At 40.7% G+C, this 22198-nt stretch carries 25 protein-coding genes; 14 read left to right on the top strand and 11 right to left on the bottom strand.

The window, feature by feature from the left end; genetic code table 11:
* Positions 1-57: 57 nt before the first annotated feature.
* Complete coding sequence (locus ORI98_RS11155; RefSeq protein WP_261298858.1) at positions 58-465, bottom strand: hypothetical protein; 408 nt, start codon at positions 463-465, stop codon at positions 58-60.
* A 65-nt stretch (positions 466-530) separates the two neighbouring features.
* Here ORI98_RS11155 and ORI98_RS11150 point away from each other — a divergent pair, with 65 nt between their 5' ends.
* A complete protein-coding gene (locus tag ORI98_RS11150; RefSeq protein ID WP_306135259.1) occupies positions 531-1040 on the top strand; it encodes a DUF4240 domain-containing protein in 510 nt (169 codons plus the stop codon).
* A 45-nt stretch (positions 1041-1085) separates the two neighbouring features.
* On the opposite strand, the gene ORI98_RS11145 is transcribed toward ORI98_RS11150, so the two are convergent.
* The gene (locus ORI98_RS11145) at positions 1086-1382 is read right to left on the bottom strand and encodes a hypothetical protein (RefSeq protein ID WP_306135258.1); all 297 of its coding nucleotides are present in this window, start codon (positions 1380-1382) and stop codon (positions 1086-1088) included.
* A 294-nt stretch (positions 1383-1676) separates the two neighbouring features.
* On the opposite strand from ORI98_RS11145, the gene ORI98_RS11140 reads away from it, so the two are divergent.
* Positions 1677-2219, top strand: coding sequence for a DUF3016 domain-containing protein (locus ORI98_RS11140; protein WP_261298855.1), 543 nt, complete (start codon positions 1677-1679; stop codon positions 2217-2219).
* On the opposite strand, the gene ORI98_RS11135 is transcribed toward ORI98_RS11140, so the two are convergent.
* Complete coding sequence (locus ORI98_RS11135) at positions 2216-3964, bottom strand: GGDEF domain-containing protein (protein ID WP_306135257.1); 1749 nt, start codon at positions 3962-3964, stop codon at positions 2216-2218. The two genes, ORI98_RS11140 and ORI98_RS11135, sit on opposite strands and share 4 nt — an antisense overlap.
* 424 nt (positions 3965-4388) lie before the next feature.
* Here ORI98_RS11135 and ORI98_RS11130 point away from each other — a divergent pair, with 424 nt between their 5' ends.
* Entirely contained in the window at positions 4389-5567 is a 1179-nt protein-coding gene (locus ORI98_RS11130; protein ID WP_306135256.1) for a BamA/TamA family outer membrane protein, read from the top strand.
* 224 nt (positions 5568-5791) lie between these two features.
* Here ORI98_RS11130 and ORI98_RS11125 read toward each other — a convergent pair whose 3' ends face one another.
* On the bottom strand, positions 5792-6103 hold the full coding sequence (locus ORI98_RS11125) for a prephenate dehydrogenase (protein ID WP_306135255.1): 312 nt from the start codon (positions 6101-6103) through the stop codon (positions 5792-5794).
* Positions 6104-6189: 86 nt separating this feature from the next.
* Here ORI98_RS11125 and ORI98_RS11120 point away from each other — a divergent pair, with 86 nt between their 5' ends.
* On the top strand, positions 6190-7101 hold the full coding sequence (locus ORI98_RS11120; protein ID WP_306135254.1) for a TraB/GumN family protein: 912 nt from the start codon (positions 6190-6192) through the stop codon (positions 7099-7101).
* A gap of 30 nt (positions 7102-7131) precedes the next feature.
* Entirely contained in the window at positions 7132-7755 is a 624-nt protein-coding gene (locus tag ORI98_RS11115) for a chemoreceptor glutamine deamidase CheD (protein WP_261298850.1), read from the top strand.
* Between the two features lie 10 nt (positions 7756-7765).
* On the opposite strand, the gene ORI98_RS11110 is transcribed toward ORI98_RS11115, so the two are convergent.
* Positions 7766-8533, bottom strand: coding sequence for a methyltransferase domain-containing protein (locus ORI98_RS11110; protein ID WP_261298849.1), 768 nt, complete (start codon positions 8531-8533; stop codon positions 7766-7768).
* A 250-nt stretch (positions 8534-8783) separates the two neighbouring features.
* On the opposite strand from ORI98_RS11110, the gene ORI98_RS11105 reads away from it, so the two are divergent.
* A complete protein-coding gene (locus tag ORI98_RS11105; RefSeq protein WP_261298848.1) occupies positions 8784-9620 on the top strand; it encodes a MaoC/PaaZ C-terminal domain-containing protein in 837 nt (278 codons plus the stop codon).
* A 67-nt stretch (positions 9621-9687) separates the two neighbouring features.
* On the opposite strand, the gene ORI98_RS11100 is transcribed toward ORI98_RS11105, so the two are convergent.
* Both ORI98_RS11100 and ORI98_RS11095 read right to left on the bottom strand, forming a co-directional pair.
* A complete protein-coding gene (locus ORI98_RS11100) occupies positions 9688-10578 on the bottom strand; it encodes an aldo/keto reductase family oxidoreductase (RefSeq protein WP_261298847.1) in 891 nt (296 codons plus the stop codon).
* Positions 10579-10702: 124 nt separating this feature from the next.
* Complete coding sequence (locus tag ORI98_RS11095) at positions 10703-12358, bottom strand: mechanosensitive ion channel family protein (protein WP_306135253.1); 1656 nt, start codon at positions 12356-12358, stop codon at positions 10703-10705.
* Between the two features lie 226 nt (positions 12359-12584).
* Here ORI98_RS11095 and ORI98_RS11090 point away from each other — a divergent pair, with 226 nt between their 5' ends.
* On the top strand, positions 12585-12905 hold the full coding sequence (locus ORI98_RS11090; RefSeq protein WP_306135252.1) for a hypothetical protein: 321 nt from the start codon (positions 12585-12587) through the stop codon (positions 12903-12905).
* A 5-nt stretch (positions 12906-12910) separates the two neighbouring features.
* Here ORI98_RS11090 and ORI98_RS11085 read toward each other — a convergent pair whose 3' ends face one another.
* On the bottom strand, positions 12911-13036 hold the full coding sequence (locus ORI98_RS11085; protein ID WP_261298844.1) for a hypothetical protein: 126 nt from the start codon (positions 13034-13036) through the stop codon (positions 12911-12913).
* Positions 13037-13255: 219 nt separating this feature from the next.
* On the opposite strand from ORI98_RS11085, the gene ORI98_RS11080 reads away from it, so the two are divergent.
* The 6 genes from ORI98_RS11080 to rraB all read left to right on the top strand — a co-directional run bounded on the left by ORI98_RS11080 (position 13256) and on the right by rraB (position 17946).
* Positions 13256-13543, top strand: coding sequence for an ABC-type zinc uptake system zinc chaperone (locus ORI98_RS11080; protein WP_371931158.1), 288 nt, complete (start codon positions 13256-13258; stop codon positions 13541-13543).
* Between the two features lie 119 nt (positions 13544-13662).
* Positions 13663-14901: a hypothetical protein gene (locus ORI98_RS11075; RefSeq protein ID WP_306135250.1), complete on the top strand. Its 1239-nt coding sequence runs from the start codon at positions 13663-13665 to the stop codon at positions 14899-14901.
* Positions 14885-15793, top strand: coding sequence for a metal ABC transporter solute-binding protein, Zn/Mn family (locus ORI98_RS11070; RefSeq protein WP_261298841.1), 909 nt, complete (start codon positions 14885-14887; stop codon positions 15791-15793). The genes ORI98_RS11075 and ORI98_RS11070 overlap by 17 nt, the downstream gene beginning before the upstream one ends.
* Positions 15794-15796: 3 nt before the next feature.
* Positions 15797-16579 (top strand): metal ABC transporter permease, encoded by a 783-nt coding sequence (locus tag ORI98_RS11065; protein ID WP_261298840.1) that lies wholly within the window; start codon positions 15797-15799, stop codon positions 16577-16579.
* 142 nt (positions 16580-16721) lie between these two features.
* Positions 16722-17456: a 1-acylglycerol-3-phosphate O-acyltransferase gene (locus tag ORI98_RS11060; RefSeq protein ID WP_306135249.1), complete on the top strand. Its 735-nt coding sequence runs from the start codon at positions 16722-16724 to the stop codon at positions 17454-17456.
* 55 nt (positions 17457-17511) lie between these two features.
* Entirely contained in the window at positions 17512-17946 is a 435-nt protein-coding gene (gene rraB / locus ORI98_RS11055; protein ID WP_306135248.1) for a ribonuclease E inhibitor RraB, read from the top strand.
* Positions 17947-18028: 82 nt separating this feature from the next.
* On the opposite strand, the gene ORI98_RS11050 is transcribed toward rraB, so the two are convergent.
* Positions 18029-18994 (bottom strand): sensor domain-containing diguanylate cyclase, encoded by a 966-nt coding sequence (locus ORI98_RS11050; protein ID WP_261298837.1) that lies wholly within the window; start codon positions 18992-18994, stop codon positions 18029-18031.
* 18 nt (positions 18995-19012) lie between these two features.
* The gene (locus ORI98_RS11045; RefSeq protein ID WP_261298836.1) at positions 19013-20008 is read right to left on the bottom strand and encodes a response regulator; all 996 of its coding nucleotides are present in this window, start codon (positions 20006-20008) and stop codon (positions 19013-19015) included.
* Between the two features lie 381 nt (positions 20009-20389).
* Here ORI98_RS11045 and ORI98_RS11040 point away from each other — a divergent pair, with 381 nt between their 5' ends.
* A complete protein-coding gene (locus ORI98_RS11040) occupies positions 20390-21196 on the top strand; it encodes a crotonase/enoyl-CoA hydratase family protein (protein ID WP_261298835.1) in 807 nt (268 codons plus the stop codon).
* 78 nt (positions 21197-21274) lie between these two features.
* Here the strand turns inward: ORI98_RS11040 and ORI98_RS11035 are convergent, their stop codons facing one another.
* Positions 21275-22141 (bottom strand): DUF3530 family protein, encoded by an 867-nt coding sequence (locus ORI98_RS11035; protein ID WP_306135247.1) that lies wholly within the window; start codon positions 22139-22141, stop codon positions 21275-21277.
* Positions 22142-22198 lie beyond the last annotated feature (57 nt).

Genomic DNA, 22198 nt, shown 5'->3' with positions numbered 1-22198 from the left:
TTAGCTTAAATAAACTATAGCATACGTATGTTAGCTTCTTGCCATGAAAAGGTGTCATCACGCTGTTGTCGAAATACCTTGAGTATTAAGGTATGCGCGGGTTTTAAGATGCAATGCTGCCCACCATTGTATGGCCAGCAAACCTATCGCACAGCCGACGGCAAGTGCTATGGGAATATTGTGCCCGGCAAATTCCAGTTTCACATCTTCAGGGGTAATTTGGTGCGCAATAACGGCTGTTGTACTTAGTGCTACAAACACTAAGGTTTGTAAGCCTAAATGAAAAAACAACACTACTTTTGCCCATCTTGCTTGTATCAAAAGACCCACTAATACCGGAAGTACACCCATAGTTAAAATATCAAATGAGGCGTATTGGGTGGCTCGCCAAAGTGCAATGAGGGTAAAGAGGCTGTATAGCACTATCAACAATAAAATACTAAATGGTCGCTTGTTTTGTGTCATTTTGTTCACTTGATGAGACTGATTTGCGGTAGAATATCGCAATTTTGTAGGCAGGGGGAAGTGCGATGACTGAAACACAATTTTGGCAGCTGGTTACGCGCAGTCATGCAGACCAATCGTCAGAGCAATTGGCATTGCAATTACAGCAATCATTAGCTGAATTAGATAACGAATCATTAAAAGCGTTTGATAAAATTTTCGGTCAACAATTACGCCGCAGTTACACCTGGTCAATTTGGGGCGCCGCTTACATTATCACTGGTTGTGATTCCGATTATGCTTTTGCTGAGTTTCGCTGCTTTATTCTGTCGTTGGGTCAGCAATGGTATGACAAGATTGTCAATGAACCTGATTGTTTAGGTGATTTAGCCGAGTGGCCTTTGAAGGATAATTATGCTTATCCTTTTGTTGAAGACTACGATTTGATCGCGGGTAAGCTTTATGAGGACCGCACTGATGAGGAATTACCTTTTGTTCCGTCAGGCAGTAAAACGCCAGCGGGGAAAAAGTTCTCGACTAAACCTAAAATACTTAAGCAAACGTACCCTAAGTTAAGTGCACGATTTCCATTTTAACAAAAAGCCCTGAAATATCAGGGCTTTTTGTTATAAGACTTTGGGTTAACGACGACAAGTTGATGTTTCGTTATCGTAGGGTAGATCATACTGTTGACAAATTTGTGCCACATATTGGCTTTCAGCTTTGGCTACTTGTTGCGTTAACTTCTTTTCTAATTTCAATTCATATTGCTGTTCGTTTTGCATGACTTGTTCATTTAGCTGTGCGGTATGTTGTGCCAGAGTGTCATTTTCGATTTCACTTGCTTTGCTTGGACTGGCGATGGCCATACCGACAACAGCAGTGGCAAATATGGCGGCTAAAGAAACACGTTTTACAGCATTATTCATTGTTTTCATAGTATCTTATTCCGTAGGATGAGTAGCAATTCGTTACGATGTTAGATCCTTGAACAGTCGTTAACAGTGAAGGTGTTTAATTGTCGATACCGCATACTAGCCTAAGTTTATTGAACGAAAGCTGAACAATTGTGGCATTTATATCAGACTGACTATTTTAGCCATTGCAGCATAACTATGCCTTGGTCAAAAACGGTTATTAATTTAGCTTATGTTAAGCAACGATACAGGTTGTGTTTGTTAGAGTGATGATATTGCCTAAATCGGCCGATTTATGAATCTTGGAGACATTTTATGAATATGAACTATTTACTCATTGCTGGTGTACTTATCAGTAATCTTGCAATCGCTGATGAAGCTGAAGTAACTAGCCCAGTAACCGAGAATGGTATTGTTAAGGTTGAGTGGCAAGACCCTGCAAGTTATCGCGATATTAAATCCTCTAATGAATTGCAATCGCGTTTTGAAAATCGCTTTTTTGAAACCATGACCAAAAATATCAACAAAAAAGCGGAGAAAACATTAAAGCCAAATCAGAAGCTTGTGATGCAGGTCTCGGATGTCGATTTGGCTGGCGACATGCGCCCAACCTTTGGTGCTACTCCGGGTGATTTGCGTGTTGTTAAAGAACTCTACCCACCAAGAATGACTTTCACTTATCAAATTTTAGAAGGTGAGCAGGTCATTATGGCAGGTGATGAAAAATTAACCGATATGGGATTCATGCAACGACTTAATCGTGTCAATGAACGCCCATTTCGTGCAGAAACAACGATGATTGAAAACTGGCTAACACGCACAGTTGCCCCACAGCTTAATCAGGAGATGAGCAATTAGGCGACATTCATACTAAGTGTTGGCTGTGAAAACAGGTAAAGTCCGCTATCAGCGAGTTTTGCCTGTTTTTTTGCTTGTGCACTTAATGTCGATAATTCATGTTCAGTCGCATTGGATGTCACACAAGGGGGCAAAATACCGATACATAAAGAAATTAATGGATGATGTAAGAGCTCTCCTTTTCTATCCTCAGCAAGCATGCTTTGACTCTGCCAATGTTCATCTTGATAAAATGCCTGTTTATGTTGTTCGAACTGGGCAATGATTTGCTGACTATGGTTAAAAGTGCTATCGCAGGTGCATATCATTACAAAATCATCACCGCCAATATGGCCGACAAAACATCGTTCATTTTGATGTGGCATTAAGAGTTTAGCAACAAGTTGAATCACCTCATCACCACGACAAAAACCATAAATATCGTTATATGGCTTAAAGTGGCATAAATCTAAATAAGCCAAGTAAAACGGCTTTTGCTGTGTGCGCAACAATTTCAATTCTTCTTGGATAGGAACATTGCCTGGTAAATTAGTTAATGGATTAGCATGGCGGGCCATTTTAATTCTGTGTTCAGTTATCCGTTGTAAAAGATCTTTAGTGTGGCCAATACCAATCAACTTTTGATTGCGGGTAATAATAAATTGCTGCGCGACAGTGTGCGCCTCTTCAGATGTTAATAATTGACTGACATACGATAAAGGCTCGTTAGCATCAATTTGTAATACCTGTTTATCCATGACCGCGCTTGCAGGGTGGGTTTCATGCAATGCTCGTCCGTAGGGTGTGCTAAATAATTCCAGTAATGTGGCACGATTAATAATGCCTTTGGGGGTATTATCCTCAACAATTACAATTGCTTGTAGTGCAGGCTGCTCAATAAACTGCTGACTTAACTGTTTTAGTTGTGTTTTTGGGGTGGCGACAATGGCATTGTGGCAGATGCTGTCTGCCGTTTCACAATATCGGGTGTGAGGTAATGAAGCCATCACTAACGGCGCTTTAATGTATTCTCTATTCGGCTCTAATTCTGGTCGTCCTAATAAGTATCCTTGACAATAACTCACACCTAACTGAGACAGCATAGTTAACTCAGCTTCAGTTTCTATTCCTTCAGCAATGACCTTGCAGGTTAAGCTTTGACACAAATCAACAATTGATCGAACAAACTCCTGTTTTACCGGAGTAATATCAATTTGATGAATAAAATGACGATCGATTTTGACATAATCGGGGGCTAATTCTGACCATAATCGCAGTCCTGAATATCCAGCTCCTAGATCATCAATTGCGGTTAGAAAACCCTGATTTCTGTAATGATTCAAGCAAGATTTTAATAGATCTATATCGTCAGCGGGATATTGTTCTGACAATTCAATTACGACATCGCTAGGGGATAAGCCTAATTGTTTAATAAGCTTTAAGGTACTGCCTTTAGGATGATTGGGATCAAGTAAGGCCTTTGGCGAAATATTAATGAACAACTTTCCTGGCAACTGACGTTTTTTAAACGCAGTTAATGAAATACTTCTGCAGAGGGTTTCAAGTTCACTGAGTTTACCAAGGTGTTCTGCAGTTTTGAATAAAGGCACAGGTAAATGCAACGGACTATGATCAGGGCCTCGGCTTAGTGCTTCAAAGCCGTGGAGTTTGTTGTTTTTTATATTGAAAATTGGCTGAAAGACGGCATTAATCGTTTGTTTATCAAGAATACTGTCTAAGGCTTGGGATAAATCAACTGAAGGCATAATCTGATCTAATGATGACTGTTAACTCATCATAATCATCATTTATGACAGAATAATGTCGTACTTTAGGGGGATACTTGAATAAATTTAATGATGAATTACTGTGGTTGGCAGAAGTATCCTGCAACAGGGCAACCGCATGAGTGTTCATTAATTGTTCGCCATGCTGAACCCTGCATTTAATACTCCTCTAAGTACACCGTTTTCATCCATGCTCTCTTGTCGATTGTTTGTCGCCGCGTTGATAGGAGCCTCTCAAGGTTTTGCCATCAATCGCAATCAGTTGGCCTTGAGTAATATGATTAAATTTGTACTATATTCAGATGGATATTAAAAATTAAATTTGCAACAAGAAAAGCTTAACATGATGGTGTTATGCTGAAATTATGCGCTAAATGATGGTGAATTGTTTAAAGGAATATATATGAAAGCTATCAAATTGAATCCTATCGTTTTAGGGATATTGGGAGTGATGCTGGCACCTGCAGCCGTTTTTGCCGCCAATGATGATATTGTCAATGAAAGTCAGAGCGAAAAGAGTCAAGCGCAAGAAACGACTGCCAGTGATCCAAGTTCAATAGTGCCTAATTTAAAAGAAAACAAAGCACCTCTAACGGTTAATAAGGGCAATTTTGTTGCCGCCCCTATTCCATTTTCAAACCCTACCATAGATTACGGTTTAGCAGGCCTTGTTGGCTATTTTTATCCACAAACTGACGAGCAAAAGTCGGTTCAACCTCCTTCGGTTACCGGTATTGCTGGCTTTTACTCTAGTAACGAAAGTTGGGGGGCCGCCGTTGGTCATGCCAGTTATTGGGATAATAATAACTGGCATTTAAAAGGGGGGGTTGCCTATACCGATTTAAAACTGCCATTAGTTTCAACTGAATTGATTGGCATACCACTTGCGGTTGATTGGGACATTACCGGGTACGGGGCCTTGCTTGAATTAGAGCGCCGTATTAGTGGAAACTGGTTTGTCGGGCTAAATGGCGTTTTTATTGATTTTGAACAGGATTTTAGTGTTGATTTTAGTTCTATTCATTTTGACTTACGCAATGAAATTATTTCAGCAGGGTTGGGATCAGGGATCATTTATGACTCTCGGGATATGCCCACAAACCCATACGACGGCTACTATTTTAAATTAAATGGCACTGTTTTTAATGATGCCATTGGTAGTGACACTAACTTTGAATCGTATTCATTAGAATTTGATGGTTACTTCCCTGTGCATGAATCCGTCACCGTAGCATATAAATTAAAGGGCTGTATGAAAGAGGGTGAAGTCCCATTATGGGCGGCGTGTCGCTTAGGCTTGCGTGGTTTCTCTGCAACACAATACATGGCGTTAGGCGCAATAGAAACTGAAGCGGAAGCGCGTTGGCGTTTTCATAAACGTTGGGGATTGGTTGGTTTTGTTGGTGCAGGCAAGTTGGATGATGTCAATCATGTTGATAAATCCGACGATATTATTCCGTCATACGGGATTGGTGTGCGTTTTATGTTGCAACCCGCTGAACGAATTAATTTACGCTTAGATTATGCTCGCTCATCAAATAATAATAGTGCGGTTTACTTCTCAGTCGGCGAGGCGTTTTAGCTAAACGGACATAGGTGTGTAATTGACAGCGCTACCGCATGAGTGATTGGATTTTATACAAAGCGTGAAAATTTATTAAACGAAACGCCGTAAAATCATCCATTATGGCTTAAAAACTGCGTCCATGCAGTTGATATTCGATTAATAAACTTCCACTAATTGAACGGAAAGTATTCGCGATCTCACCCTGTATCCTGCAATGTTTATACATTGCAGGAATAAAACTATTTACTTTGTAGTTTAAAGACTTGTAATGTTTGTAACAGCATTGCCAACTTTTTTACAAACGCTTCTAATGTTTCTGGTGCGGTATGAACACTTTCTTGCATAGTTTCAAACTCCGTAGCAAGTTCTTGTACATAGGGTAAGAAACGATTACTTTTTTGAGTAAACCCTTGTTCTTCATTAAAAATAGCGACAAACTTACCATGTCCAGCCTTGCGAAGTTCATCTAAACGATTATCACAGTCAATCGCTTGTCTGTAAGCGACCTGGAGGTTTTCTTTTAACTGTTGCATGACTTTGGTATACGGCATATACATCTCTAAATCTAACGGCACATTTTAGTAAATTATAAGGTTCAGCAATGGATGCAACAAGGAAAATACGCAATTGTTTAAATATGAAGATCACTTTAATGCATTGCATTGGCCGTGATGTCCTAAATTTTATGATGCAAGGCAAGCTAGTTTTATGGCTGATATTCGCCATACTTAGCGTGCCATTTTCTGCCAGTGCTGCACCTGAAGACAAACCGCCATTTTATAAAATCAGCTGGCATGGGCAATACGCTTTCTTACTTGGATCTATTCATGTCGGTAAAGCTGATTTTTATCCTATGGCTTCACCAATCGAGAAAGCTTTCGCCAATAGTACCGCTTTGGTGATTGAGGCTGATATAGAAAAAGCCGATACGGTAAGTCTGTTGGCACAATACGGCACAGCATCACCAGAGATGCAGCAAAAAGCACAGCAAAACACTGCTCATTACTGTCAAAAAATGCAGCCTTTGTGTAACGCTATTCAACCCTTTGCTCCGTGGCTACAAGCGGCACAGATTAGCATGGTACGTTTTGCTGGTTTAGGTTATACCGCTGAGCAGGGGGTTGATGCTACATTTTCTGCTAACCGCCAATCAAAAGCATTACTCGAATTGGAAAGTGTGGCCTTCCAATTTGAACTTATTTCCTCTTTTAAAGAAAAAACACAGTTACAAATGCTCGATGAAGCGGTTAATGCTACCGATCATGAAATGATCGAATTAATTCAAGCCTGGCGAACAGGAGATGAGGTCGGGTTAGCCGCTATTATGGAACAGCAAGCGGGTGATGAAGATGAACTGTTAAGTAAGTTATTGTGGCAACGAAATCATAGTATGAGCGATAAAATGTTACTGATGATGCAGCAACAATCAGATGAGCAACTATTCTTTATTATTGGAGCTGGTCATTTAGTAGGGCAACAAAATATACCTGATTTATTGCGTCAACAAGGGGCGACAGTACAGGCCTGTTGGCAACAGCGTTGCATTTAGTCTGTTAAGCCTAGTTGTTAAGGAAATTACATGCCTCAAGAACTAAACCATCAACTGAGAGTATCGTCAAAGAGTCAGGTGGGTTTGAGTGGTCATCAACCTATTATTCGAGTTGATCCAGGTGAGTTTTATATCTCTCAAGCAGATGAACTTATTTATACCCGATTAGGCTCGTGCGTTGCCGCCTGTATTTGGGATCCTGTTGCTGGCGTGGGCGGGTTGAATCATTTTTTAGTCCCAGAAAAGCGCTCGCAAAATGAGTGGAAAGAGTTAACCAGTTTTTCTTGCCGTTATGGTAATTGGGCTATGGAGCAATTAATTAACGCCATCATGTCTAAGGGGGGCAGTCGAAAACGCTTACAGGCCAAAGTGTTTGGTGGTGCGCAAATGACACCGCATATCAGCATACAAATAGGCCAGGCCAACATTGATTTTGTACGGCATTACCTTGGCTTAGAAAATATCCCTATTGTCAGTGAAGATATGGGCGGGATTTTGCCTCGTAAAGTGTTATTTCACCCTTTATCAGGTAAAGCTCTGATGAAGTCGCTGCCAATGAGTATTGTGTCTAAAGTGAATCATCAGGAGCAAGATTACCTGCAAGCATTAGATAAAAATGATCAAAGCACACAAAATGATATCGAGTTGTTTTAAGTTAAATCGCTTAGGGATTTTTAGCTAAAAAGTGCACATAGCGACCCAGCGATAAGTAGGGCTCTCGCTGTGAATAAAGCAACTCCATCTCTATTAACTGCTGAGTATCAAAATTTGGCGGTAAATGATGCTTTAAATAATCATTGATCACTCTGACACCCGACTGGCATATCATTGTAAGCTGCCATTGATTAAACCACTGACGCACATCCTCAATATACAATGGGTGTGTTGGGGTTAATCCCACCTTCTTTTTGACTTTCATATCACGCATAACATAGTCGAAATTGCCTGACACAAGGCTGTGAAAACGCATGGCTTCTTTGTTATAAAACATCAATGAAAATAGGCCTTGCGGTTTTAATAAGGTCAATAACCCCTGTAACGTGGTTTTGGCATCTATTAGCCATTCAGCCACAGCATGACATAAGATGATATCGAATTGACCGTGCTGTGCAGAACTAAGAGCCTGAATGGGGCTATGGACTAAGGTAATATTGAGTTGCACCTCAGACGCCTCGATTTGTTGTTTTGCTTGGGCAAGCATTTGCTCTGAAATATCGCACAACACGACTTCGTGCCCCATTGCCGCCAGTTTTTGGCTGAGAAAACCAAACCCACCGCCAGCATCAAGAATACGCAGTGGTTTATCACTTAAGGCTGCTATCTGCGGTGCAAGATCCCGCCACAATACAGCGGCTCTGATTTCACCTTTTGGTGTGCCGTAAATATTTTTAGCAAATTTCTGACTCAGTTTATCGAAGTTTTTATCTTGCACTGCAGCATTTCATTAGTAAAAAGAAGCGCTATTTTGCTACGACATTATTAGTCGGTAAAGCAAAATATAATCGGTAAAGTGAAATATGACCGCAAAGTTAACTTTGATTAATATAATTGCGCTTGTATTGTGCTAACAATTTCAATTTTGATGAAATTCTGCGTTATAATGCATCATTGTGGCGCAAACAGCGCCGTTTTGAAAAAGGGTATACACGTTGAGTTTCGATTACAAAATGGATTTAAAAGCGATGCCTTCGCTTTTTACACTTTATCGTAAAATATTTTTTAGTCGTAAGCCTGGTTGGGATCAAAAACCACTGCCAAGTATTGCGATACAAGCTGATAATGTAATGTTATCTGACGATAAGATCCGTCAATACGCCAACGTGTGTGGTTTTGATTTTAATGGCAAAGTCGTACCACCGACATACCTTTATGTGCAGGCTTTTAGATTGCATGCAGTGATATTTACCCATAAAGCGATTACCTTTCCTTTGTTAGGTATGATCCACCTTAAAAACAGTATTAGTGTATTTAGACCTGTTAATTGTAATGAAGTTTTTTCGGTTCAATGCCAGCTACTGAACAGCACCGAAACCGATGCTGGCTTAGAGTTTGTGCTGGAGTCGAATATCTATGTAGGTGATGAACTGGTGTGGCAGGCGCATTCAACTTATTTATATCGCATTGAATCGGCAAAACGTCGTCCTCGTCCGCCCCGCGCATCGGATATGGTCTGGAATGATGTGCAGCAATGGCGTTTAACCGAAGACCTTGGGCGTAACTATGCAAAAGCCTCTGGGGATTATAATTTAATTCACTTGCACCCATTATTGTCAAAACGTTTTGGGTTTGAAAGAGTGCTTGCCCATGGCATGTGGTCTAAAGCAAGATGTATGGCGCATTTGATGCAGTTTGTTGGCGAGCGACCTTTTAAGGTTGAAGTGGAATTTAAACTACCGGTATTTATGCCCTCTGAAGTCACCTTTGCATATGAGTCTCTAGAAAACGGTAAGCGTTTTGAGATGCGAGATGTCAAAGCTAAACGCCCACATTTATATGGACAAATGACCTATTTAGATTAGATTTGATTAGATTATTTGTTTTAAAAAGCACTCTACCGACATGGTCGATAGGGTGTTTTTTTATTGGCTAGGGCACACTGTGTCCCGTAGAGGCTTGCCATATACTAAACCACTGTTGCTTATCCAAAGTGAGGTTATCTGAAGCGACAGCGGTGCGAATACGTTCAATATTACCACTACCAATAATAGGTACAGGTTGACTCGGCAACATTTTTATCCAAGCATAAATAACTTGGCTAATATCTTTAGCGCCGACTTGTTCAGCAATTAAGGTTAAACAGTTTCTTAATCTCACGGCTTGTTCTGTTTGAGCACTGAATAACTCCCCACCACCTAAACATGACCAGGCCATAGGTCGAATACCTAATTGCTGACATTGATCTAGCACGCCATCGTGGATATGCGTCAAGCATTGAACTGAAACTTCAACTTGGTTGGTGATAAGCGGGAAACTTAATTTAGACTGCAATAAATTAAATTGCTGTGGCAAAAAGTTAGATACACCGAAATGCTTTACTTTGCCCTGGTTTTTTAATTGAAGAAAAGCTTCAGCAACTTCATCCGCTTGCATTAATGGATCGGGTCGATGGATAAGTAATGCGTCTAAATAATCGGTGTTAAGTGAGGTTAACGAGCGCTCAACACTCGTAATGATATGTTGTTTACTGGTGTCGTAGTGGTTTACATAACGATTATCAAAGCCACCAAACATGGGCTTAATGCCGCATTTGCTGATAATTTGCATTTTATCTCGCAGATGTGGCGCGATAGCTAGTGCTTCACCAAATAATGACTCACATTCATATACGCCGTAAATATCGGCGTGATCCATACTCGTTACATCTAATTCTAGATACTGCTCTATCAATGTCAGGCGTTGTTGAACATTCATGTTCCAAGCATTCATCCGCCAAAATCCAGCGACAAAACCTGAGAATTCAAAATGAGAAGCTATCATGTCATCCCCTAACTTGAGTGGCTTAATAATGAACACACCCATTAAAAAATGGGTGCGGAATATCTATCTATGTCTTGTATTACCTCAATAGAAGAATATCAATGCCTATTGAGGTTCAGTAACCCTATTTTTGATAAATATGTACATCGCGTTGTGGGAATGGAATGCTAATGCCTTCAGCATCAAAGCGCATTTTCACCGCGCGTGTGATATCCCAATATACATCCCAGTAATCATCTGGCGAAACCCAGGGTCTAACAATAAAGTCGACAGAGGATTCACCTAGCGTATGCAGCTTAACAATAGGTTCAGGAGTGGCTTGTACTTTAGGGTGTTGCTCAACAATGTCCTTTAAAATGGTTTCAGCATGTTCAATGTTATCGCTATAACTGATACCAAAAACCAAATCTACACGGCGCTGATGTTCGGCGGTGATGTTATTGATAGTATCGCCCCAAATCTTGTTGTTAGGCACAATCAGACGTTGGTTATCCAATGTTTTAATTGTGGTAGATACTAAGCTCATGTGACTCACTCGGCCTGTTACACCAGCTGCATTGATTAAATCACCCACATCGAATGGACGATAAATAAGGATCATCATGCCCGATGCAAAGTTAGATAACGTATCTTGTAATGCAAAACCAATAATCACACCCGCAATACCAAAACCGGCTAATAATGGTCCCAATTCAAACCCAAGTTGAGATAATGCGACTAATAAACCAATGGCAAATATGGCTTTACTGGATAATGAAATAAAGAAATCTTGTAATAGCTTACTAAATCTAAGTTTTGACGAGCTAACCGCTTTAGTGGCGATACGTGTTACGACCTTAGCAACCAGACTGCTTAAGAAAATGATTAAGGTAAAGACCACAATTTTGAATGTCACACTTGGGCCATTGTCTAGCGCTTGATCTTTAGCAACATTCATCCAATCTTCAATTAGGCTTGAAGCTACATTAAAGTTCAATACATCTTGAGTAATATCGCCCGACACACTGAACAGGGTTTGCTTTATATGTGCGGTGTCGATTTGTAACTGGTCTAGCAGTTCAGCAGCAATAGATAAACTGGTACTGTTTTGCTTGAGGCGTTCTTTTAAATTACTCACTCGCATTTTTTGTTCTGCACTAATGTCTATACCAGCAGCGGTCGCTTCGGCTACAGCATTTTGCAGTTCATTTTGAGTGTAGGTCACTAGGGTTTGTAGTTTATCCGCACGAACGATCAATCTTTGACGTAATGCTTGTTTAATATTACTGACATCAATATTGACCTTTTCAGCCCAATTGATGGTTTGTAACTCAGCTTTAAGGTAATGATCGCGTTCAAACTCACGTGCAGATACTTGCAATAATATCGCTTCGTCATCACTTGAATTTGTCACTGAGCTTTTTAGACGGATAATATCGTTATTGAGGTAATCACCGACTTTGTCTAAAAACGCGAGCTGTGATTGCACTAATGGGGTCACAAAGGCGTAATCAATATTTTCAGCTTTGACCAACTCATCTATTATGCTGCGTAACTCTATGGTTTTATTTTCAATTCTGTATTCAGCAATAGATTTAATTTCACCTTTCGATTGAGGTAATAAATTAACATCTTCTTGGATCATTGCTGTCAACGATGCAATTTTTTGCTGAGTATCAGCACTGACTTGAGATACCTGCTCAGTCGCTTGTGCTGGTATGGCAGGGGGTTCAGCGTTGACGTTAGTTGCCCCGAAAAGGCAGGCTAGGGTTAATCCTAGAGTCAGAACCATGTTACGCATATCGATTTTCCTGTGAGTCGTCTGGCATTTAAGCCGATTTTATAAATAAGAAACTGATAGGAATAATCATAAAGTGTTTGTATTGCATTACCAATAAGCTTTTGGCATTAACGCGAAGTTTACCGCATAATACCCCGCAGGATCAGGCGTCACCATTGAAAAAGCATGCATGTATCTCTTTGTTGGACGTTATTATCATTATTAGATTTAATCAAAAGGATTCAATATGTTATTGCAGTGTGCTTATTGTCATAAAAGCTTTTCGGTGGCAAAGGTAACTCAAACCCGTGGCAAGGGAATTGGTGCGCAAATTCAATGCCCTAAATGTCAAGCTTGGTTGGGACGACATAAAAGTCTTACTGTAGGAAAAATAGCGGGCTTTTATATTGCAGCCTTTGCTGGAGTAGCTGGATATTTTATGGATAACGTGATGCACATTGTTACCCCAACAATTATCTTAGGAGTGATATTGGTTGGGGTTATGCATATAATGGATCATTTAATTTTGATAGAGGCGCCAGAAGATGCCTCGTCACAAGATATATAAAATAATCAGGAAATGACCTGCTCTTGGCTAGCCAAGGATGCTTCAACCCAATAAATTCCGCCTAGCACAACAACACCAATTACGATCATGGTGATGATAATGCCGATGTTTTCACGTAGAAAGTTAGCCATGGTCAGTCCTCGTCTTACAAATTACCAGAATATGCTGTAATTTTACGGAGATGAGCTTAAGTTTATCTTAAATCTCGGCGGCCGCTGGTGTAATTGTCTGTGAGTGCACAAAAACAGCCAAAAAGTGATTTGTAACAATCTAGAGGTTGCTTTTTTTTGCGGGTCTTCTAGAATTGTGGCCTTTATTCCACCACCTCTGATTCAGGTATATCTGTGAGATTGAGCATTCAGTTGAAGCAACATATTACTATTTGGCTTTGTGCCATATTGGTGGTATTGGCTTTTGCTGCGTCAAATCACAGTGCCCAGCATCATCAAGATGGTGTAAATTCTCATCACTGTACCTTGTGTTTTCACCAGCACCAGCTGAACAAAACACTGACTTCCTTTTCGTTTTCTATTCCGATTCAAAAACAACAATATCAAGTTGATGATGTTATTTTTTCTGATTTTGAATCTGTCAGCCAGTTTTATTATCACAGTCGCGCCCCTCCTTCCGTCTCGTAAACCCACAAAAAATTATTATTGATTATTTTATTGAATCGTCAGCAACGTTTGCTTTGGCGATCGTGAGTTTATGGTTTTAGCGCCGTTTTAATCGGTTGCGCTAAAACGTAGGAGAATGTATGTCTGTTTTAAAAACACCTTTATCATTAGTTGCTATCGCCTGTGCTTTTGCCCCAATCATTGTAATGGCTGAAGATTCAAGTTTAACTAACCCTAATATCAGTGCTGTTCTTGATGGTTATTATCAAACGGGTGATAGAGGCCTAGATGGTCGTGGTGAAGGGTTTGGGCTTGGAGAAACTGAATTAGCAATCAGTGCCAATATTGATGATTTGTTTTATGGCAAAATGACTGCCATTCTTGCTGTTCATGATGATGAAACAGAAGTCGAATTAGAAGAAGCCTTTATTCAAACAATGGGTTTGGGTGCCGGTTTTGATATTCGTGCAGGTCGCTTTTTATCAGATGTAGGTTACTTGAACAACCAACACCCACACTCGGATGCCTTTGTTGATCGTCCAGGTGCTTACCGAGCCTTTATGGGCGGTCATTACTTTGATGACGGTGTTCGCTTAACCTATGTTGCGCCAACAGAGTTATTTTGGACCATGGGCGTAGAGGTTTTTAAAGGTAGTAAAATGCACGCTGCTGAAGAGCATTACGACCATGACGACCATAGCATGGAAGAAGAACATGCTGAGCGTGATTACAAAACCATTGGTGTTTACTCGGCTTTTACTAAGCTAGGTGGTGATATTGGTGTCTCTAGTTCTTGGCAATTAGGGTTAAGTTACTTGCGTAACGAAAATGGTATGGGCTTCATTGAAGAAGAAGGTGATCATGAGCCGCATATTGAAGCAGAGGATGATCATAGTGGTCATAACCATAATGCTGCTTTCACGGGTGAAAACACCTATATTGCTGATTTTGTCTTTAAGTGGGCACCAGATGGTAACTATAAATATCAGCATTTAACATTAAGCGGTGAATATTTTCGCGTCACTGATATTTTCTCATTTGAAGAGCATGAACACGACCACGATATTTTAAGCACTGAGAAGAGTGATGATTATCATCAAGGCTGGTATGTCAGCAGTGTGTATCAATTTAGCCCAAATTGGTCGGCAGGTTTACGTTATGGTGAAGTGGATACTCATGAAGCACATGGTGATCATTTAGATTCTCAAAAGTTAAAAGAAACGGAATTGAGCCTTGCGTGGCATCACAGTCATTTCTCTACCGTTCGCTTACAGTATACCAACCAGAAAGGGACAAACTTTGATGGGTTCGAAGATGATAACATCATCACTCTTCAATACGTTATGACATTAGGAGCTCACGGTGCGCATCAATTCTAAACTGATAAAAGCTGCTGCGGGATTTGCTGCATTAGTCTGCTCATCTGCGGCTCATGCCCAGCTAAATGTATTTGCCTGTGAGCCTGAGTATGCTTCGTTAGCCAAATCTTTAGCCCCTGATGCTGATGTGTATTCAGCAACAACAGCGATGCAAGACCCGCATCAAGTGCAGGCTAGACCTAGTTTGATAGCTAAAATGCGCCAAGCAGACTTAGTCGTCTGTGCTGGCGCGGATTTAGAGATAGGCTGGCTGCCAATGCTGCAAATGAAAGCATCAAATCGCAAGGTTCGTTCAACTGACGAAGGGTTATTTTATGCCGCAGAGCATACTCAAACCTTAGATCAATTGGACAACGTTGATAGGTCAATGGGGGATGTGCATGCCAAAGGTAATCCTCATTTACATTTTGACCCAAACAAAATGCTTGAAGTGGCTGAAGGTTTATCGGCGAAATTAATACAATTAGACCCGCAAAACAAAACCCAGTATGAAACGGCTTTCACACGTTTCAGTGAGCAGTGGCAAGCTAAAATTCCACAATGGCAAGCTCAAGCTGAGACATTGAAAGGTAAAAAAGTGATCGCTTATCATTCTAGCTTTCGCTATTTATTTCAATGGACTGGAATTGAACAAGTGGCAGATCTTGAGCCTAAGCCAGGTTTAGCTCCCACAAGTAGTCATTTAGCCACCTTACTTGCTCGTGCTGAAAAGGGCGATATTATGGCGATTATCGTTGCCTCATATCAGGATGAGCGAGGGGCAAATTGGTTAGGTGAACGTGCCAATTTACCTGTACTAACCTTGCCAATGTCAGTAGGTGGCAACGAACAAAGTACCGATTTAATTAGTCTTTACGATAACGTGTTGGTGCTATTGAACGGGGTGCAATAGCCTATGTTTGATATTGAGCTAGTCTCTATCCTGTTACCTGCCTTTGTGGCAGGTTTGTTGGTGCTTTCAACCCATGTGGTTTTAGGGCAGCAGGTGTTAAAGCGTGGCATTATCTTCATTGATTTAGCCATAGCACAAGTTGCGGCATTGGGCGCCATTGTGTCGCACATTGACCATGATATTGAACAGTTGCCTTTTTCACACGTGTGGATGCCAGCGTTGTTTGCTTTAGCAGGTGCAGGAGTCATTGCTTGGATGGCAACTAAGTTTAAAGGCGAGCTTGAAGCATTTATTGGCTGCTTTTATGTTTTGAGTGCGGTGGGGGCCATGTTGTTGTTGGCTAATGATCCCCATGGTGCTGAATTATTAAAGCAGTTAATGTCAGGGCAAATTCTATGGGTGAGTTGGTCGCAATTATTGTTACCAGCTATTGTTTCTGCGTTGATATTAGCGGCAATAGCCATTAAACCTGATTTGCTAGATGGGATTAGCTTTTACTTTTTATTTGCTATGGTCATTACCTTATCTGTTGAGTTAGTGGGGGTATATCTTGTATTTAGTACGTTAATTTTACCTGCATTAGCTTTAAACAAATATTTAGGAAAAGCCAAGTTAGCGTTAGCTTACGGTGTTGGGGTAATAGGGTATATCTTTGGCTTGGCATTATCTGCCAGTTATGATCTCCCTAGTGGTGCAGCGATTGTGGCCACTCTTGCGATAAGTGCCCTTTTGTTTAGGATGACCATATCTCGCATTAATCAGTCCAACGCAGAGGTAACCCGTTAGGCAGCAATTCAGTAACCTTCTTAGGCGAAATCGACATGTTTATTCGGTTTCGCCTTTTTCAGCTTACACATGTATGCAAAATTGATTGAGTCAATTTGCAGCCCTCGTTATACTGTCGCCAATTAATCTGCAGGAGTCTGTTGTGCTGCTAATCGCTCGTTCGTTAATACTAGGCATACTATTGTTTTTAGCTTTTGTTTTTGCAATGGTTTTATGTATCGTCCGCCCAATGCATCGTGACAATGTTCACGTGATAGCAAAAATATTTGCTTCCGTATCCCCTGTGCTAGGTATCAAGGTTATTACCCGCCATGTACAACCTGATGTGGTTAATGAGCAAAACATTTACCTGGGCAATCACCAAAACAATTTCGATTTATTTACCCAAACCTCAGCGGTACCTAAAGCCACGGTGAGTTTAGGCAAAAAAAGTTTGGCGTGGATGCCGTTGTTCGGCCAAATTTACTGGCTGACAGGCAATATCCTAATCGATCGCAAAAACCGTTCTAGTGCATTTGATACCATGGCTAAAACCGTGAAAAAAATGCAACAGAAATTGCTTTCTGTATGGATTTTTCCTGAAGGAACCCGTTCTCGAGGACGTGGATTATTACCGCTTAAGGTTGGTGCATTTCATACCGCTATCGCGGCTCAAGTGCCTGTTGTACCTGTATTAGCATCTTGCCAAAAGCACATTAAAATGAATCGCTGGAACAATGGTGTGGTGATTGTTGAAATGATGGCACCCATCGCGACGCAAGGATTAGATAAAAACGACGCTAAAACTTTTGCGACTCAAGTGCACGGGATTATGGCAAAGCGTTATGAAGAGCTAAATCAAGAAGCCGCAGCATTAATGGCTAAACCTAACGCTTAAGTTAAAGTATAATAGTCAGATTAATTTTTTATAGTTACGTTATTCGGAGTATTTCATGTCTATCGAGCGTCAGTTAAAAGAGCAGTTAGCCGAAAATCGCGAAATTGTTGAAGCCCTTATGGCTGATGGTTCAGAACCTGATGCTGAATACACCATTGAGCATCATTTTTCATCAAGCAACTTTGACCGCTTAGAAAAAGCGGCTGTTGATGCCTTTAAACTCGGTTTTGAAGTCAATGATGCTGAAGAAATGGAATTGGATGACGGTGAGATTATCTTCTGTTTTGATGCCATAGCGTATCATAAGCTAGAAGTGCCTTTACTGGATAAAGCTTGTGAGCAATTGCTTGCGCTTGCTGCAAAGCAAAAAGTGGATTACGACGGCTGGGGCACATACTTTGTCGGTGATGTTGAAGATGACGACGAAGATGAAGATGAAGATGAAGATGAAGATGACGAATATGATGAAGATAGTGCGCAAATGCATTAATACTATCTCAACTGATAGCAGAAGATAGTCGATACAAAAAACCACTCAATGAGTGGTTTTTTAGTAGTTATATCAAGGTGATTTAGTTTTGAGTAGTAAATACAACACTTTGATTACGACCATTTTGTTTGGCTTGATATAAGGCTTTATCGGCACCCGATAACCACACAGAACTATTGTCACTATTAGGCTTTATTTCATTAATACCTAAGCTTACTGTGACTTTAATAATGCGGTTATCACAAATAATTTCCGACGCTTCTATTTTCTTTCGTAGTCGCTCGGTGAAATACAGGGCATCAGTATCACCTGTTTTAGCTAACACAATAGCAAACTCTTCACCGCCATAGCGGCCAGCACAATCCGTTTCACGTAACGACTGCTTTAACAGATGGGCAATATGTTGGATGACTTTGTCACCGGCAGGATGACCATATTTGTCGTTTATCTGTTTGAAGTTGTCGATATCGATCATGATTAAAGAAGCTTGATCTTGATAACGAGCAAAGCGTTCAAACTCCCGCTCCATGCACTCTTGCCAATGTCGACGGTTATGCAATTGAGTTAAGCCATCGGTTTGGCTTAACTCTTCAAGCTGTTGATTCATTGCTTTAAGTTGTAGCTTGTTCACTGCAATGTCACTGACATCATAAACAATAATACTGATGTGGGTGATGCTGCCAGTTAGCGATGCTAAAGGGAGCAAGGTAATGTTTTGGTACATAAAATCAGCTCGCCCGGTAATTGGGCGATAGTTTTTAAATTTAAACACGTACGGACGTTGTTCCCAGCTAATAAAGGTACGGTTTTTGAGTAAAAAAACCGATTCCATTTTTTGTTTTAACCAGTCCGCAGGGATGTCGGGTAACTCTGTGAAAAGATTTTTTCCTTTGATGGAATTAGGCGAAATACCGCTATGGTTTTCCATAAAGCCATTCCACAATTGGATGTTGTAATTACGATCAAGCACTATCAAACCGACTTCAATGGTTTGCACCATATCGATAAGCCAGTGAAGTTCATTCATCGCATCGAGATCATTTGACATATTAGCAATATCCAATCTTTAATCGAGAAGATAACCAAGCTTAAAGTTAAGCGTGGGTATCGAATCTTCGGTAAATAGAAGTAGTAAGTCGCATTGGATATTGTAATCTTCAATACGGTAATTAATTTCCATGGCAAGGGTGCGTTGCCATTTTTCAGAGCTGGCATGAATAAGATCGTTAACGGTACAGTGTTGCCCCAAAACTACAGGGTGACTTTGGCTGAATTTCATATCCAGCTGCTCTGATATACCACTTAAAAATGCGCCGATAAGCACGTTACCAGTGTCAATTAGCACTTCTACTTCGGTATGGGTTTCTTCTTCGCGATTAATTTTCATAAGCTTCGCCATATCGGCAAAACTTGAATCATGGAAGAGTAATAAGGCTTCACCAGCAACACCTGCGCCAATAAATCCCTGACACAGAGCTGAGATAGTCGATGATTCTTCCGTTGCTTTTAACGCCATAGTCAGCTCACTGACTTCAAGTACATTAACATTCGGAATAGGCAACACTACAAACACATCAAGTAACTTAGCAAGAAGATCTGCAGCACGTCCCATAGCCACGTTGGCTATCTCTTGGCAGGCATCTCTAAGGTCAACTTTGACCATAGGTTGAGTATCGGCTTCGATACCTTGAGTTAGGGTTAATATGCCATATTCTTGCAAAATATTGCTGATGGCATCTGCGCTAACAGGTTTTTGAATGAAATCTAACGCCCCTAAGGCTTTTACGCGTTCATGGGCTTTAATTTGAATGTCACCCGACACCACGATAATTAGTGCGGGTAAATCTTGTTGTTGAACGGTTGCCAATACTTCATAACCGTCCATGACTGGCATGTTTAAATCGAGAAATACGATTTCGCCTTTACCCGCTCGAATAGCGTCAAGGCCTTCAGCACCATTAGTGGCAAACGTCACTTCTACATCCCAATCTTTTGGGAGTGTTCGCGCCATTTGTTTTCTGGCTAATGCAGAGTCATCACATATTAATACGGGAATGGTCATCTTGACTTGTTGTCCTTATTTCGCCCTAGATAAAGAATGTACTGCTGAATAAAATCAATCGCTAACACTTTTAGGGCGTTCATTTATTATTATAAGACGTTTTATCTTATCTTTTATTCTAGGATACTCATCAATAACATGCGAAATTAATCTGATTTTCATGTTAAATATGATTGATATAGGCATCCAAGCATGGGGTTATGTAACCTTTTGCTCTCATAAATCTCATTTTGCAGAGGTCGGCAAATTGAGGGTTTAATGGTAACAACATGGAGTGCCATTTAATTGACTATGGTCAATTAGTCGACATGTTATAACTATTAGCAAAATACAACAAACATGATAGTCTAAAATCTGGACTGACCAGTAAGGAAATATTTCATGACAACGGAATTAGTGACGCTCGATATTCGAGATGGTATTGCTTATGTTTGTTTAAATCGACCAGAAAAAATGAATGCGCTTAACTATGCTATGTTTGTCGCTATAGATAAGACTATCAAACATATTGCCAAAAATCGCAATATCAAAGCCGTTATTGTTTCGGGAGCGGAAGGCAATTTTAGCTCTGGGTTAGATGTCAAAAGTTTAGCTAATGACCCTATTAAAGGCATTCCTTTATTGTTCAAATGGTTACCTGGTAATGCCAATTTAGCACAACGAGTTTCAGTTGGATGGCAACGTTTACCTGTACCTGTTATTGCGGTACTGCAAGGCTGTTGTTATGGCGGCGGAATGCAAATTGCACTCGGTGCCGACGTTAGAATTGCCGAGCCAACCACGCGTTTATCCATTATGGAAGCCAAATGGGGCTTATTACCTGATATGGGCGGACTCGCGAGTTTAAGGCAATTAATGTCGAAAGATAAAGCACTGCATTTAACCTATACCGCGCAAGTGTTAGAAAGTGAGCAAGCATTAAATTTGGGACTGGTTTCAGAGGTGGTAAATGATGCCATGACTCGCGCGCAGACACTTGCTGAGCAATATATGCAGACATCGCCCGATGCCCTCGCAGCGATTAAACACAGTATTAATCGCAGTTGGAGTGGTTCGATTAGACAGTTATTAAGTCGTGAATCATTAAGCCAGATAAAAGTGTTAGTAGGTAAAAATCGTGTTATCGCGGCGATACGTCAAACTAAAGACCCTAAAAAGCCTTACCGTCCAAGGCAAGGCTGGTGGTGATCGCGTCACTCATCAACACACCCTAAGTGTTCAACCTAGGTCACCATACTTTACCAACAAGTATGCTGCGAGGAAGTGTTATCGATTGATAACACTTCTTGAAAAGCCTTCAATCCGCGTTAATGCCTCTTCCCAGCCCCCTGAATTGTCTAAGTCTAAGCTCAAATAATACTGGCGATAGTACTTAGTCGGTTTGACGCTATTATATTGCTTGCGGATAGGCGCATTTTCTAATGCCAATGGATTAGCATCATTGGAGATTAAATCCAGTATTGGCACTGACATCATCACCAATTGTTCAGCAATCGGTTTACGTTGAGCAGATTTCTCTATCAGTTGTTCATATTCTCGATAGGGATTAACCAGAATAACTAAATCAGGGGTCGGGATTTTTTTCTCGTATAACAAATTGGTGATCATGCCTGCGCTATCGTCAAAGGCAATAATCATTCTTGCTCCTGGATAGGGTTGTCCTAACGTGGTTAGTTGGTTAAGCGCTTCAGTTAAATTAGCTTGCTGAAAATTTCTTAGTTCCAGTAATTGTTCAGAATTGTATTTAGGCACAGCCTGGTTTGCCTTTAAGGTTAGCTGAGCCTCACCAGCTTTTTTGATTTCTTCACTTTCAGTCATAAAGTTAGGGCGATATAAACCTTTAGGTGGGGTTAAGCTCAGCGTCGCCCAACCTTTAGCATTTAATTGATGGCGTAAAAAACCACTGAGTCCCAAACTTTGAGCTTGTGTATCCGATGCGCCAACTATAATGGCTAAGCCAAGTTGTTGTTTGCCGCTCCAGGATCTCAACAAAACCTCAGCGGGTTTACCGTCTAAGGTGATGGTCTGAATTTCAGCGGCTGGGATTGGGGTAAAATCGACTTGCGCCAACAGTAAACTTGGCATTAATAACAGACTCAATAATAAAAGCGATAAAGTACGTAGTGGGCGCAAATTAACCTCTTTGCTGAAGCGTCGTTAGGGTTTTGATAATCTTGGTTATCAATCGTT

The organism is Shewanella sp. ULN5 (assembly GCF_030731885.1).
In the GTDB taxonomy this organism is placed as follows: Bacteria; Pseudomonadota; Gammaproteobacteria; order Enterobacterales; family Shewanellaceae; genus Shewanella; species Shewanella holmiensis.
This window is presented reverse-complemented; position numbering and strand designations above follow the sequence as displayed.

Excerpts from the sequence above, each read along its gene's own strand:
- ORI98_RS11090 (WP_306135252.1), top strand. The coding sequence starts at position 12,585 with ATGTTATTGCAGTGTGCTTATTGTCATAAAAGCTTTTCGGTGGCAAAG.
- ORI98_RS11045 (WP_261298836.1), bottom strand. The coding sequence starts at position 20,008 with ATGACCATTCCCGTATTAATATGTGATGACTCTGCATTAGCCAGAAAA.
- ORI98_RS11095 (WP_306135253.1), bottom strand. The coding sequence starts at position 12,358 with ATGCGTAACATGGTTCTGACTCTAGGATTAACCCTAGCCTGCCTTTTC.
- ORI98_RS11145 (WP_306135258.1), bottom strand. The coding sequence starts at position 1,382 with ATGAAAACAATGAATAATGCTGTAAAACGTGTTTCTTTAGCCGCCATA.
- rraB (WP_306135248.1), top strand. The coding sequence starts at position 17,512 with ATGTCTATCGAGCGTCAGTTAAAAGAGCAGTTAGCCGAAAATCGCGAA.
- ORI98_RS11135 (WP_306135257.1), bottom strand. The coding sequence starts at position 3,964 with ATGCCTTCAGTTGATTTATCCCAAGCCTTAGACAGTATTCTTGATAAA.
- ORI98_RS11105 (WP_261298848.1), top strand. The coding sequence starts at position 8,784 with ATGCCTTCGCTTTTTACACTTTATCGTAAAATATTTTTTAGTCGTAAG.
- ORI98_RS11115 (WP_261298850.1), top strand. The coding sequence starts at position 7,132 with ATGCCTCAAGAACTAAACCATCAACTGAGAGTATCGTCAAAGAGTCAG.
- ORI98_RS11130 (WP_306135256.1), top strand. The coding sequence starts at position 4,389 with ATGAAAGCTATCAAATTGAATCCTATCGTTTTAGGGATATTGGGAGTG.
- ORI98_RS11100 (WP_261298847.1), bottom strand. The coding sequence starts at position 10,578 with ATGATAGCTTCTCATTTTGAATTCTCAGGTTTTGTCGCTGGATTTTGG.
- ORI98_RS11125 (WP_306135255.1), bottom strand. The coding sequence starts at position 6,103 with ATGCCGTATACCAAAGTCATGCAACAGTTAAAAGAAAACCTCCAGGTC.
- ORI98_RS11085 (WP_261298844.1), bottom strand. The coding sequence starts at position 13,036 with ATGGCTAACTTTCTACGTGAAAACATCGGCATTATCATCACCATGATC.
- ORI98_RS11140 (WP_261298855.1), top strand. The coding sequence starts at position 1,677 with ATGAATATGAACTATTTACTCATTGCTGGTGTACTTATCAGTAATCTT.
- ORI98_RS11075 (WP_306135250.1), top strand. The coding sequence starts at position 13,663 with ATGTCTGTTTTAAAAACACCTTTATCATTAGTTGCTATCGCCTGTGCT.
- ORI98_RS11065 (WP_261298840.1), top strand. The coding sequence starts at position 15,797 with ATGTTTGATATTGAGCTAGTCTCTATCCTGTTACCTGCCTTTGTGGCA.
- ORI98_RS11040 (WP_261298835.1), top strand. The coding sequence starts at position 20,390 with ATGACAACGGAATTAGTGACGCTCGATATTCGAGATGGTATTGCTTAT.
- ORI98_RS11120 (WP_306135254.1), top strand. The coding sequence starts at position 6,190 with ATGAAGATCACTTTAATGCATTGCATTGGCCGTGATGTCCTAAATTTT.
- ORI98_RS11150 (WP_306135259.1), top strand. The coding sequence starts at position 531 with ATGACTGAAACACAATTTTGGCAGCTGGTTACGCGCAGTCATGCAGAC.
- ORI98_RS11155 (WP_261298858.1), bottom strand. The coding sequence starts at position 465 with ATGACACAAAACAAGCGACCATTTAGTATTTTATTGTTGATAGTGCTA.
- ORI98_RS11050 (WP_261298837.1), bottom strand. The coding sequence starts at position 18,994 with ATGTCAAATGATCTCGATGCGATGAATGAACTTCACTGGCTTATCGAT.